Genomic DNA, 12734 nt, shown 5'->3' with positions numbered 1-12734 from the left:
CCTTGTCCCGGTTCGCGATAGTCCCGTCTCACCGGCCGCGCCTTCTTGCGGCAACTCTGGCGCTTGTCCTGATGGCCGGCTGTGCCGCGCCGATTCCCACCGGCCTGTCCGATCCGCACGAGGCGCAGAACCGCGAGATGCACCGCGCGAACGTGGCGCTCGACCGGACCGTGGTTCGCCCGGCGTCCATCGCCTATGGCAGCGTGGTGCCACGCCCCATGCGCACCGGCCTTGGCAATTTCGCCTCGAACCTGTCGCTGCCGGGCGCGGTGATCAACAGCCTGCTGCAACTGCGCCCTGGCGATGCGGCGCAGAACACCACGCGCTTCCTGATCAACTCGACCATCGGGATCGGCGGTCTGTTCGATCCCGCAACGGCGATGGGCGCGACCGCGATCACGACCGATTTTGGCGAGACGCTGCATGTCTGGGGCGTGGCCGAGGGCGATTATGTCGAATTGCCGGTACTCGGCCCCTCGACCGGTCGCGACACGCTGGGCCGCGTGGTCGACTTCGCGATGAACCCGCTGCGCCACCTGCCCCATGCCGACCAGCGCGACACGGCGGCGGGCTCGCGGGCACTGTCGGGGCTCAACCAGCGCTACGAACGGCGCGACCTGGTCGACTCGATTCTCTACGACAGTGCCGACAGCTATGCGCAAAGCCGCCAGATCTATCTTCAGAACCGGCGGTTCCAGCTTGGCCGCGGCGCCCAGCCGAACTATTTCGACCCGTATGAGGACCCCTATGCCGACGTTCCCGCCCGCTGATCCCCGCCGCCGCCACCTGCTGGCCGCCGGTCTTGGCGCGGGTGTGTTGCTGGCGCTGCCGCGCGGGGCGGACGCCCTGACCACCGATCAGGCCGCTCAGTTGATCGACCGGGTCATCGGCGACATCAACCGCGTCATCAATTCCGGCCGGTCCGAGGCGCAGATGCTGCCCGAGTTCGAGCGGATCTTTGCCCGTTACGCCGACGTGCCGATCATCGCGCGTTCGGCGCTGGGGGTGGCCGCGCGCTCGGCCAGCGCGGCGCAGATGCGCGCCTTCACCGGCGCCTTCCAGGGCTATATCTCGCGCAAGTATGGACGCCGCTTCCGCGAATTCATCGGCGGCGAACTCAAGGTGCGCGAGGCGCGGCCCTACAAGAATTTCCACGAGGTCAAGACCACGGCAATGCTGCGCGGCCAGGCGCCCTTCGACGTGGTGTTCCTGGTCTCCGACCGGTCCGGGCGCGACCTGTTCTTCAACATCTTCATCGAAGGCGTGAACATGCTGGCGACCGAGCGCACCGAGATCGGCGCCCTGCTCGACCAGCGCCGCGGCAATCTGGATGCGCTGATCCAGGACCTGCGCCGCATGGGCTGAGGCCCGGGCGGGGCGCGGATTTCAGTTCCGGTTCGTTCCCAGGATCACGCCCAGCACCTCTTGCAGGATGCGTTCGGCCATGTCGCCGCCACCCGGGCGGGCCTCGCCATGCGGCCGGGCCTCCTGCCGCGGGGCGTTCTCCGGCGGCTCGGGCACCAGCATGGGCAGCGGCCGCGGCGTCAGCCCGTCATGCACCCGCACCATGACCTCGCGCCAGATGTCGGCGGGCAGCCCGCCGCCGGTGACCCCTGACATCGGCGTGTTGTCGTCATAGCCCATCCAGACGCCCGCCACATACTCGGCGGTAAAGCCCACGAACCACGCGTCGCGCACCGCCGAGGTGGTGCCGGTCTTGCCCGCGACCTGCCAGCCGGGCAGTTTCGCGCGCTGCCCGGTGCCGGCCTCGATCACCCGGGTCATCATGTAGACAAGGCTGCGGGCGGCGCGTTCCGAGATCACCCGTTCGCCCATGCCGCCGTCCTGGCCCATCAGCGGCTCGCGCTCGCCCTTCAGCCGCAGATCCACCAGCCCGTAGGGCGTCACGCTGGACCCGCCGTTCAGGATGCCCGCATAGGCGCCGGTCATGTTGATCAGCGTCGATTCCGAGGCCCCCAGCGCCAGCGCCGGGCCCAGCGCCAGGTCGCTGTCCAGCCCGAAATCGGCCGCGATCCGGCGCACGTTCTCGCGCCCGACCGATTCCGACACCTTCACCGCGGGGATGTTGTAGGAATGTTGCAGCGCCTCGGTGAGCGTCACCCGTCCGTGGAACCGGCGGTCATAGTTCTCGGGCGAATAGCGCCCCGACCCCGGCACGTTGATCGTGTAGGGTTCGTCCTCCACGGTCGCGTTCGGCGTGAAGCCAAGGTCCAGCGCCGCGGCATAGACGAAGGGCTTGAACGCCGACCCGGTCTGGCGCAGCGCCATGGTCGCGCGGTTGAACCCGCCGATACTGGTCTTGCGCCCGCCGACCATTGCCCTGACCGCGCCATCCGCCGACATCACCACGATCGCCGCCTCGGCCTTCGACCCCGGCTTGACCTTGGTCTCGAACACGTCCCGCAGCGCGTCTTCGGCGGCCTTTTGCAGCCGCGCATCAAAGGTCGTGCGGATGATCACGTCCTCGGTGGTGTCCCGGGTCAGGAAATCGGGGCCCGCGCCCATCACCCAGTCGGCGAAATACCCGCCCGAGCGCGATTCGGCCGCCTGCGACAGCACCGCCGGGTTGGCCTTGGCGATCGCCGCGTCCTTGGCGCTCAGATAGCCCTGGTCCTGCATCAGCCCCAGGATCAGGTTCGCCCGGTTGCGCGAGCGTTCCAGGTTGTTGGTCGGCGCATAGGTCGTCGGCGCCTTCAGCAGCCCCGCCAGCATCGCCGCCTCGGACGGCGTCACCTGGTTCGCCGACTTGCCGAAATAGCGTTGCGCCGCGGCCTCGAACCCGCGCGCCCCGGCGCCCAGATAGGCGCGGTTCAGATAGATCGTCAGGATCTCGTCCTTGGTATACTTGGCCTCCATTGCCATCGCATAGACCGCCTCCTTGGCCTTGCGGCCCAGGGTGGTGCGGCGGCAATCGGCCTCGTACTCGGCCTCGCTCTTCCATTGCTTGGGGTCATAGGCCACGCCCAGGCACAGCAGCTTGGCGGTCTGCTGCGTGATGGTCGACCCGCCATGGCCCGAGAACGGCCCCCGCCCCTCGGACAGGTTGATCCGCACCGCCCCCGCAACGCCCAGCGGGTCCACCCCGAAATGGCGATAGAAGCGGCGGTCCTCGGTGGCGATGACCGCGTGTTTCGGGGCGGGCGCCACGGTGCCGGCGCTGATCTGCCCGCCGAACTGTTCACCGCGCCAGGCAAAGACCTCGCCATGCCGGTCCAGAAGCGTCACCGACCCGCGGTTGCGCCCGTCCAGCAGCGCCGAGACCGGCGGAAGCTGGACGTGGAAGTACAGCACCGCAAGCCCAACCACCAATGCCGTCATCAGCGCCAGCCGCGAGCCGATGCGCCAGACAAGCCGCAGGATCCAGCGAAACAGCCCCGTGATCGCCGCCACCACTGGATTGCTGTGCCGGCGCGCCGTGCGCCGCCGGCCGCCGCCCGATCCGCGGCGCGTGGGCGCGCGCTTCTTGGCGGGCGCCTTTTTGCCGGTATAGCGCCGTTCCGCCACCAGCGGCGGTGTTCTGCGGCCCTTGCTGCTCATTGCCGTTCCGATTGTTCTGCCTGCCTCTCGGCACCATACCCCGCCCGCACGGCAATGTGGAGTTCCCAGGCACGCGCAAGGGCCCTTTCATTTACGCATAAAAATTAATCGTCCAAATCTTTATGTGCAAAAAATGTGCAAACTTCCGCGCCTCACCCGCCCCCGACGCCGGGGTTTTCTTGTCTCCCCCGCCCCTGCGGCCCCTCCTTGCCTCGTGAAATCCCGCAGGACCGCCTGCCAGAACCGGAAGGGTCATGACGTGAAACTGATCATTGCTGCAATCAAGCCGTTCAAGCTGGAGGAGGTGAGGGAAGCGCTCACCGCCATTGGCGTGCGCGGCATGATGGTGACCGAGATCAAGGGCTTCGGCTCCCAGTCCGGCCACACGGAAATCTACCGCGGCGCGGAATACGCCGTGAACTTCGTCCCCAAGGTCAAGCTCGAGATCGTCGTGTCGTCCGCCATGGCCGATCAGGTCGTCGAGACGATCGCGAAGACCGCCAAGACCGACAAGATCGGCGACGGCAAGATCTTCGTCCTCGACGTGAACCAGGCGGTGCGCGTGCGGACCGGCGAAACCAATGAAGACGCGATCTGACGCGCGAATTTCAGGGATAGAGAGACAAGGAAGATGATGAACATCAAGAAAACCCTGGGCCTCGCGGCGGCATTGGCCGCGGCTGCGGCCCTTCCTGCCCTCGCGCAGGATACCACCGTGGTCGAAGAGGTCGTCGAGGCCGTGGCCGAGGTAAGCGAAACCATGGACAAGGGCGATGTCGCCTGGATGATGACCGCGACGATCCTGGTCCTCTTCATGACCATGCCGGGTCTTGCGCTGTTCTATGGCGGCCTCGTGCGCACCAAGAACATGCTGTCGGTCCTGATGCAATGTACCCTGATCTCCGCCATGATGATGGTGATCTGGGTCTTCTGGGGCTATTCCTTCGCCTTCGGCGGCAGCACCTCACCGTTCTGGGGCGGCCTCGGCAAGCTGTTCCTGTCGGGCGTGACGCCCGATTCGACGGCGGCTACCTTCACCGATGGGGTGGTGATTCCCGAATATGTCTTCATCGCGTTCCAGATGACCTTCGCGGTCATCACGCCGGCGCTGATCGTGGGCTCCTTCGCCGAGCGGGTCAAGTTCTCGGCGGTGCTGCTGTTCGTGGCGCTGTGGTCGACTTTCGTCTACTTCCCGATCGCCCACATGGTCTGGGATGGCGCGGGCCTGCTGTTCAACATGGGCGCGCTTGACTTCGCGGGCGGCACCGTGGTGCACATCAACGCCGGCGTGGCGGCCCTGGTGGGCGCGATCCTGATCGGACCGCGGATCGGCATGGGCAAGGACAACATGGCGCCGCACTCGATGACGCTGACCATGGTCGGGGCCTCGATGCTGTGGGTCGGCTGGTTCGGCTTCAACGCGGGCTCGAACCTCGAGGCCAACGGCTTCACCGGCCTGCCCTTCATCAACACCTTCGTGGCGACAGCGGCGGCGATTCTGTCCTGGTCGGCGGTCGAGGCACTGCTGCGCGGCAAGGCCTCGATGCTGGGCGCGGCTTCGGGCATGGTCGCCGGTCTGGTTGCCATCACCCCGGCCTGTGGCCAGTTGGGTCCGATGGGCGCCATCCTCCTGGGTCTGATCGTGTCGCCGATCTGCTATCTCTTCGTGGCCAAGGTGAAGCACCAGTTCGGCTATGACGACAGCCTGGACGTGTTCGGCATCCACGGCATCGGCGGCATCGTCGGCGCGCTGGGCACCGGCCTGTTCGGCGGCTCGATGTTCGGCGGCCAGGGTGGCGACGACTATTCGGCGATCGGCCAGACCATCATCCAGGCACAGGCCGTGGGCGTCACCATCGTGTGGTGCGGCCTGGTCTCGCTGGTCCTGTACAAGCTCGTGGACATGACCGTGGGCCTGCGGGTCGACAGCGACAGCGAGCGTCAGGGCCTCGACCTCACAAGCCACGGCGAGGCGGCCTATCACAGCTGATCCGAAGGGGTCGTGCGAAACGCGAACGGCGGGGCCAAGGCCCCGCCGTTTTGCCATATGGAATTCCGATAATCGGTCGCGGCGCCCTAAAGCCCCGCAGCCAGCATCGCCTCGGCCACCCGCGGGATGTTCGCCTCGGTCAGGCCGGCCACGTTCATCCGGCTATCCCCGATCACGTAAACCCCTTTTTCGTCACGCATTTTCGCGACTTGCACGGGACTGGCACCCAACAGCGAGAACATGCCCCGCTGCCCCGCCAGATAGGCAAACCGGTCCGATCCGCTGATGTCGCGCAGGGTTTCAGCCAGCGCCGTGCGCAACTCCTGCATCCGGAACCGCATCGAGTCGAGCTCAACCATCCATTGATCGCAAAGCGCCGCGTCCCCCAATATCTCGGTGACGACCCGCGCGCCATGGTCGGGCGGAAAGGCATAGGTCTGCCGGTTCAGGTTCGACAGGTTGCCCCGCACCAACCCCGCGGTCGCCGCATCGGCCGACACCGCCAGAATCGCCGCAACCCGTTCACGGTAAAGACCGAAATTCTTGGAACAGCTCACCGCGACCAGCATCTCGGGCAGGCTGGCCGCCAGCGCGCGCAGCCCGGCCGCATCCGCCTCGATCCCCGCGCCGAACCCCTGGTAGGCGAGGTCCACCATCACCAGCGCACCCGTCCGCGCCAGCACCTTGCCCACCTCGGCCCAGTCCCGCGCGCTCAGATCCGCCCCGGTCGGGTTGTGGCAGCAGCCATGCAGGATCACGACATCGCCGGGCCCCGTCCGTTCCAGGTCGGCCAGCAGGCCGGCCATGTCGAGCGTCCGTCCCACGGCATCGTAGTACCGGTAATCCACCCGTTCGAGGCCGACGAACCCGATGATCGCCGCATGGTTCGGCCAGCTCGGATCGGGCACGAAGACCCGCGTCTTGGGGTTGGCCAGCCGGACCAGGTCAAGCGCGATCCGCACCGCCGCCGTGCCGCCGGGCGTGGCGACCGCCGCCACCCGCTCGGGCGCCACGGAACCGCCCAGCACCAGCCCCCGCATCGCGTCGAGGAAAGCCGGATCGCCCTCGATCCCGACATAGCCCTTGGTGTCCTGGCTGCGCCACAGCCGTTCCTCGGCGGCCTTGACCGCACGCAACACCCGGGTCCGGCCCTCGTCGTCGCGGTAGACCCCCACGCCCAGGTCGATCTTGTCCGTTCGCGGATCGGCCCGGAAGGCCTGCATCAGGCCGATGATCTTGTCGGGCGTCTGCGGGGACAGCAGGTTCAGCATTTCGCAGGCCCCGTCTCGACCGCCAGATCGTTATACATGCCCCATTCCGTCCAGGCCCCGTCGTAAAGCGCGTGGTTGCGGTGGCCCACAAGTTCCAGCGCGAGGTTCAGCATCGCCCCGTTCACCCCCGACCCGCAGGACGTGATCGCGGGCTTCTTCAGGTCCACGCCCGCGGCCGCGAACAGCGCGCGCAGAGCGTCGGGCGACTTCATCGTGCCGTCGGGGTTCAGGAGCGTGGCGAAATGCACGTTCTTCGACCCCGGAATGTGACCCGACCGCAGGTTCGGCCGCGGTTCGGGCTCGCGGCCCTCGAAGCGGCCGGGGCTGCGGGCGTCGATGATTTCGTGATCGCCCAGCTTGGAGGCCGCCGCCACCTGGGTCACGTCCTTGACCAGATGCGCCTGGCGCTGCACCGTCATGTGCCGGTCGCGCACCATGGGCGCCATGTCCTCGACCGGGCGCCCCTCGGCCAGCCATTTCGGGAACCCGCCGTCCAGCACCGCGATGTCGGTCTTGCCCATCAGCCGGAAGGTCCACCAGACCCGCGCGGCCGAAAACAGCCCCGCACCGTCATAGACCACGACCTGGTGGCCGTCGCCCACGCCCATCGCGCGCATCCGGCTGATGAACTTTTCCACCGGGGGTGCCATGTGCGGGATCTCGGACCGCTGGTCCGACATCTCGTCGATGTCGAAGAACCGCGCACCGGGGATGTGGGCGGCGGCGTATTCCGCGCGGCCATCCCGGCCCATCGTGGGCAGGTACCATGACCCGTCGAGGATGCGCAGGTCGGGGTCCTTCAGGTGGGCCGCCAGCCACTCGGTCGAGACCAGCGTCTTCGGATCGTCACAGGCCATGCACCCCTCCGCCTCGCGCAGCACCGTTCCCACTTAAAACGGTGCCGCCCGCCTGGCAAGGCGATCAGCCGTGGTCCTTCAACAGGCGTTGTTTCTGGCGCTGCCAGTCACGCTGCGCCTCGGTGGCGCGCTTGTCCTGGGTCTTCTTGCCCTTGGCGATGCCGATCTTCAGCTTGGCCACGCCCTTGTGGTTGAAATACAGAACCAGCGGCACCAGCGTGTAGCCCTTGCGCTGGGTGTCGGACCAGAGTCGGGCCAGTTCCTTGCGGCTGACCAGAAGCTTGCGGCGGCGCCGTTCCTCGTGGCCCCATGTCTTGGCCTGCTCGTAGGGCGGGATATAGCCGTTGATCAGCCACAACTCGCCGTTCTCGACGCTGGCATAGCTTTCGGCGATGTTGGCGCCGTTCTCGCGCAGCGACTTGACCTCGGAGCCCTGCAACATGATCCCACATTCGAGGTCGTCCTCGATCGCGTAATCGTAGCGCGCCCGCCGGTTTTCGGCGATCACCTTGTAGTTGGGATCGGATTTCGCTTTTGCCATGGTGGAGCGCATATAGGCGAAACCGGCGCGGGGGGGAAGCGGTCAGGCGGCGCAGTGGTTGGGGTGAGTCGCGGTCCGTGCGGCAGGGAATCCCCTTGGATTTTCCGAAGAGACGTCGAAAAATCGCCGGAAACGGTTTGTCCACGCTTCGCGAACGACCGAAAGGTGGCGAAACTGCCATCATCCATTGTTGATCATCGGGAAACGAAAACAGGGATGGCACCGGCATCGACCTGACTTTCCGTCAGGTTGCGTGGTCCAACTGTCGCCGTTGCGACGACAGGCCCGAAACGGCTTTCGCGGCCTTGTGGAAGCCACGTCACCAAAGCTCCACAAAGCGGCAGGACTCCACCCGAGAGTTGACCTATTCCGAGAGCGTACTCACCCGCGGGACGGCATCGTCCGGTCCCGGGTGGGGGCCCTTCGGGGCTTGTAACCAGTGGTGTGGTTGCTTGGGGTGCACGGGCCTTCGGTTTGTTCGGTCCTGTGCACCCCAACGCAGTGCGGGTACCGCCCTCGATTGGCGGACGCGTAGCATTGCGGCAGCCACGGCGTGAAGGCAGACGATGTCCGACCCGTATTCCACCAGGGGCGTGTCCAGCCCCGCCGCCCCACTCTCTGCGCCGGGACAGGCGTCCGGCACGCGGTGTCAGCCCCCGGCATGGACTCTGCCCGGCTTTGGCCCGATGACCCGCATCACGACCGATTTCGGCGACTTCCCGGCGCAGACGCTGCGCGTCGGAGACCGGGTCCGTACCCGCCGCGGACCGTTCAAGCGCATCGTCTGGCTGGACCGCTACGTTCTGGACGAGGCGTTTCTGGCCTGCCATCCCGAGGCATTGCCGATCCTGATCCGGCCCGGCGCCTTCGGTCCCGGCTTGCCCCTGGCCGAGGTTGTGGTCTCGCCCGCCCAGCGGATCCATGGCCCGCGGATGCAGCCCGGCGTGCGCCCGCAACCGGCCGGCCTGCTGACCTCGGGGCCGCGGATCATGCGCAAGCCCGAGACGATCTTCACCTACACGCTGTTCCACTGCGACGAACTGGTGGACGTGCATGTCACGGGGCTGTGGATCCCGATCCCGCCCCGCGCACCGGCCGCCCCCGCCGAGGATTGAACGGCGGGCGGCCCGGCCTATTCTTCCGGTCATCACGATCCCGCAAGAGGATCTCGGGGGACAGACATCGTCAGACAGGGAGGAGTCTGCCATGATCCGCACTACACTGCTGCGCCCCGGCGCCATCGCGCTTTGCGCCACGCTGGCGCTGCCCGCCGCGGCGCAGGACCGAACGCCAGCCCCCGAGGGAGCCCGCGCCTACATCATCAGCCCCGAGAATGGCGCCACCGTCTCGAACCCGGTGACGATCCGGTTCGGTCTGGAAGGCATGGGCGTCGCCCCCGCGGGGACGATGGCCGAGGGGACGGGCCACCACCACCTCATCATCAACGTTCCGCAGGAGGACTACGATTTCTCGGTGGCCGTACCAGCCGACGACGCCCACATCCATTTCGGGGGCGGCCAGACCGAGGTGACGCTGGACCTGCCCGCGGGCGAACATTCGCTGTGGCTGCTGCTTGGCGATGCGGCGCATCTGCCGCACGACCCCCCGGTGATGTCCGAGCCGATCGCCGTCACGGTCCAGCCATAGAGGCAGATCCGGCCGGTCAGGTCGGCCGGCCGTCCGGCGTGGCGCAACGAGACAAGCCTTGCCCCCGGGGGGTCGCAAAGGGCGGCCCCCTCCGGACCGGATGCTAGTCCACAACCCGGAGCGTCAGGTTGATGCGTCCGCCGCCGGGCAAGAGCGTCGATGACCCCGCGCGCACCCGGTCGATGCCGTGGTGGACAAGTCTTGCCTCGCCCCCCATCACCAGTACATCGCCCGAGCTCAGCCAAAGGCTTTCGGTCGACCCGCCGCGATCGAGATTGCCGATCCGGAACAGCGCCTGGTCGCCCAGCGAGATCGACAGCACGGGCCAGCCGAAATCGGCCTCGTCCCGGTCCTGATGCATCCCCATCCGCGCGCCCTCGGCATAGTAGTTCAGCAGACAGCAATCGGGCCGCCGGTCGAGGCCGGTGATCGCGTCCCAGACCGCCAGAACCGGGGCCGGGATCGGCGGCCAGGCCCCGCCCGAGGGATGCATCGGCGCGTAGCGATAGCCGCGCCGGTCCGACACCCAGCCGAACCGCCCGGCCGAGGTCATCCGCACGCTCATCTTGCGCCCGAACCGCGTCTCGGGCTGGAACAGCGGGGCGGCGGCAACCACGGCACGCAGCGCCTCGACCATCGCCTGCTGGGCGGGCGGGTCCAGCCAGCCCGGGTAGAGCTCGACCCCGCGGACCACCAGTCCGGGCGCCGGACGACCGCTTTGACCTGTTTCGGACATCGTTCACCACGCTCACATTTCTGTCACAAGCCATGCTTGCAGGGCTCCGGACCCCTCCTTATATACGCCCGAGACATGGGGCCGGGACAAGTTCCCGGCCGAATTCTGGGATCGGAGGGCAGAGGCCTTTTCAGGGTCTGTTCTCCTCAACATCGCCGAAGAAGAGGTAACAGACATGGCCAAAGTCATCGGGATCGACCTTGGGACCACGAACTCCTGCGTCGCCATCATGGACGGCTCGCAACCCCGGGTGATCGAGAATTCCGAAGGCGCGCGGACGACCCCCTCGATCGTCGCCTTCACCGAAACCGAGCGCCTCGTGGGCCAGCCGGCCAAGCGGCAGGCGGTCACCAACCCCGACAATACGGTCTTCGCGGTCAAGCGCCTGATCGGGCGCCGCGCCGACGACCCCGAGGTGGAGAAGGACCGCAAGCACGTCCCCTATACCATTGTCGATGGCGGCAATGGCGATGCCTGGGTGCAGGTGCGCGGCGAAAAGTATTCGCCCAGCCAGATTTCCGCCTTCATCCTGCAGAAGATGAAGGAAACCGCCGAAAGCTACCTCGGCGAGACCGTGACGCAGGCCGTCATCACCGTACCCGCCTATTTCAACGACGCCCAGCGCCAGGCGACCAAGGATGCCGGCAAGATCGCGGGCCTAGAGGTGCTGCGCATCATCAACGAGCCGACGGCGGCCGCGCTGGCCTATGGCCTGGACAAGAAGGAAACCCGTACCATTGCGGTCTATGACCTGGGCGGCGGCACCTTCGACATCACCATCCTGGAAATCGACGACGGCCTGTTCGAGGTGAAATCCACCAACGGCGACACCTTCCTTGGCGGTGAAGATTTCGACATGCGGATCGTCGCCTACCTGGCCGACGAGTTCAAGAAAGAGCACGGCGTCGACCTGTCCAAGGACAAGATGGCGCTTCAGCGGCTCAAGGAAGCCGCCGAGAAGGCCAAGATTGAGCTGTCGTCCTCCAGCCAGACCGAGATCAACCAGCCGTTCATCTCGATGAACAAGGATTCGGGCACGCCGCTCCATCTGGTGATGAAGCTGACGCGCGCCAAGCTGGAAAGTCTGGTGGGCGATCTCATCAAGAACTCGATCAAGCCCTGCCAGGCGGCGCTGAAGGATGCGGGCCTGTCGACCTCGGATATCGACGAGGTGGTCCTTGTCGGCGGCATGACCCGGATGCCCCGCGTGATCGAGGAGGTGACCAAGTTCTTCGGCAAGGAACCCCACAAGGGCGTGAACCCCGACGAGGTCGTGGCGATGGGTGCCGCGATCCAGGCGGGTGTGTTGCAGGGCGACGTCAAGGACGTGGTGCTGCTGGACGTCACCCCGCTGTCGCTGGGGATCGAGACGCTGGGCGGCGTGTTCACCCGCCTGATCGACCGCAACACCACGATCCCCACGAAGAAGTCGCAGATCTTCTCGACCGCCGAGGACAACCAGAACGCCGTGACGATCCGGGTGTTCCAGGGCGAGCGTGAAATGGCGGCTGACAACAAGATGCTGGGCCAGTTCAACCTGGAAGACATCCCGCCCGCGCCGCGCGGCATGCCGCAGATCGAGGTGACCTTCGACATCGACGCGAACGGCATCGTGTCGGTCAGCGCCAAGGACAAGGGCACCGGCAAGGAGCATCGGATCACGATCCAGGCCTCGGGCGGTCTGTCGGACGACGAGATCGACAAGATGGTCCGGGACGCCGAGGCGAATGCCGAGGCGGACAAGAAGCGCCGCGAACTGGTCGAGACCCGCAACCAGGCCGAAAGCCTTGTCCATTCGACCGAGAAGTCGATCGAGGAGCATGGCGACAAGGTCGACCCCTCGACCGTCGAGGCGATCGAACTGGCCATCGCCGCGCTCAAGGACACGCTGGAAACCGAGGATGTCGGCAAGATCAAGGGCGGCATCCAGAACGTCTCCGAGGCGGCGATGCGGCTGGGCGAGGCGATCTACAAGGCCCAGCAGCAGCAGGCCGAAGGCGCCGCCCATGACGACGACGGTCCCAGTGGCGTGGACGAGGGCATCGTCGATGCCGAGTTCGAGGACTTGGACGACGACAGGAAGCGCTCGTAGGACACGACCGGATGTCAGGCGGCCGGTCCGGGAAACCGGGCC

At 66.7% G+C, this 12734-nt stretch carries 12 protein-coding genes; 7 read left to right on the top strand and 5 right to left on the bottom strand.

The window, feature by feature from the left end; translation table 11 throughout:
* Window positions 1–71 precede the first annotated feature (71 nt).
* Both EV655_RS03530 and EV655_RS03525 read left to right on the top strand, forming a co-directional pair.
* Window positions 72–770: an MlaA family lipoprotein gene (locus EV655_RS03530; RefSeq protein ID WP_132541889.1), complete on the top strand. Its 699-nt coding sequence runs from the start codon at window positions 72–74 to the stop codon at window positions 768–770.
* The gene (locus tag EV655_RS03525) at window positions 748–1365 is read left to right on the top strand and encodes an ABC transporter substrate-binding protein (RefSeq protein WP_132541887.1); all 618 of its coding nucleotides are present in this window, start codon (window positions 748–750) and stop codon (window positions 1363–1365) included. Before EV655_RS03530 ends, EV655_RS03525 begins: the two co-directional genes overlap by 23 nt.
* A gap of 21 nt (window positions 1366–1386) precedes the next feature.
* Here EV655_RS03525 and EV655_RS03520 read toward each other — a convergent pair whose 3' ends face one another.
* A complete protein-coding gene (locus EV655_RS03520; protein ID WP_132541885.1) occupies window positions 1387–3558 on the bottom strand; it encodes a transglycosylase domain-containing protein in 2172 nt (723 codons plus the stop codon).
* Window positions 3559–3817: 259 nt separating this feature from the next.
* Here EV655_RS03520 and EV655_RS03515 point away from each other — a divergent pair, with 259 nt between their 5' ends.
* Both EV655_RS03515 and EV655_RS03510 read left to right on the top strand, forming a co-directional pair.
* Window positions 3818–4156 carry a P-II family nitrogen regulator gene (locus EV655_RS03515; RefSeq protein WP_132541883.1) on the top strand — a complete coding sequence of 113 codons (339 nt, stop codon included), beginning with the start codon at window positions 3818–3820 and terminating at the stop codon, window positions 4154–4156.
* 33 nt (window positions 4157–4189) lie between these two features.
* Window positions 4190–5548, top strand: a complete 1359-nt coding sequence (locus tag EV655_RS03510) for an ammonium transporter (RefSeq protein ID WP_132541881.1) — start codon at window positions 4190–4192, stop codon at window positions 5546–5548.
* Window positions 5549–5634: 86 nt separating this feature from the next.
* Here EV655_RS03510 and EV655_RS03505 read toward each other — a convergent pair whose 3' ends face one another.
* From EV655_RS03505 to smpB, 3 genes are all read right to left on the bottom strand, one after another.
* Window positions 5635–6819: an amino acid aminotransferase gene (locus EV655_RS03505; RefSeq protein WP_132541879.1), complete on the bottom strand. Its 1185-nt coding sequence runs from the start codon at window positions 6817–6819 to the stop codon at window positions 5635–5637.
* Window positions 6813–7676 (bottom strand): 3-mercaptopyruvate sulfurtransferase, encoded by an 864-nt coding sequence (gene sseA, locus EV655_RS03500; RefSeq protein ID WP_132542127.1) that lies wholly within the window; start codon window positions 7674–7676, stop codon window positions 6813–6815. The genes EV655_RS03505 and sseA overlap by 7 nt, the downstream gene beginning before the upstream one ends.
* Window positions 7677–7740: 64 nt before the next feature.
* Window positions 7741–8217 carry an SsrA-binding protein SmpB gene (gene smpB / locus EV655_RS03495; RefSeq protein ID WP_132541877.1) on the bottom strand — a complete coding sequence of 159 codons (477 nt, stop codon included), beginning with the start codon at window positions 8215–8217 and terminating at the stop codon, window positions 7741–7743.
* A 686-nt stretch (window positions 8218–8903) separates the two neighbouring features.
* On the opposite strand from smpB, the gene EV655_RS03490 reads away from it, so the two are divergent.
* Together EV655_RS03490 and EV655_RS03485 are read left to right on the top strand one after the other, a co-directional pair.
* Window positions 8904–9332: a Hint domain-containing protein gene (locus EV655_RS03490; protein WP_165905255.1), complete on the top strand. Its 429-nt coding sequence runs from the start codon at window positions 8904–8906 to the stop codon at window positions 9330–9332.
* 91 nt (window positions 9333–9423) lie between these two features.
* On the top strand, window positions 9424–9864 hold the full coding sequence (locus EV655_RS03485; RefSeq protein WP_132541873.1) for a DUF4399 domain-containing protein: 441 nt from the start codon (window positions 9424–9426) through the stop codon (window positions 9862–9864).
* A gap of 103 nt (window positions 9865–9967) precedes the next feature.
* Here the strand turns inward: EV655_RS03485 and EV655_RS03480 are convergent, their stop codons facing one another.
* Complete coding sequence (locus tag EV655_RS03480; RefSeq protein WP_132541871.1) at window positions 9968–10600, bottom strand: alpha-ketoglutarate-dependent dioxygenase AlkB family protein; 633 nt, start codon at window positions 10598–10600, stop codon at window positions 9968–9970.
* A gap of 151 nt (window positions 10601–10751) precedes the next feature.
* Between EV655_RS03480 and dnaK the strand changes: the two genes are divergently transcribed.
* The gene (gene dnaK / locus EV655_RS03475; RefSeq protein WP_279389327.1) at window positions 10752–12692 is read left to right on the top strand and encodes a molecular chaperone DnaK; all 1941 of its coding nucleotides are present in this window, start codon (window positions 10752–10754) and stop codon (window positions 12690–12692) included.
* Window positions 12693–12734: the final 42 nt, after the last annotated feature.

It is taken from the genome of Rhodovulum euryhalinum (assembly GCF_004342445.1).
Classification (GTDB): domain Bacteria; phylum Pseudomonadota; class Alphaproteobacteria; order Rhodobacterales; family Rhodobacteraceae; genus Rhodovulum; species Rhodovulum euryhalinum.
This window is presented reverse-complemented; position numbering and strand designations above follow the sequence as displayed.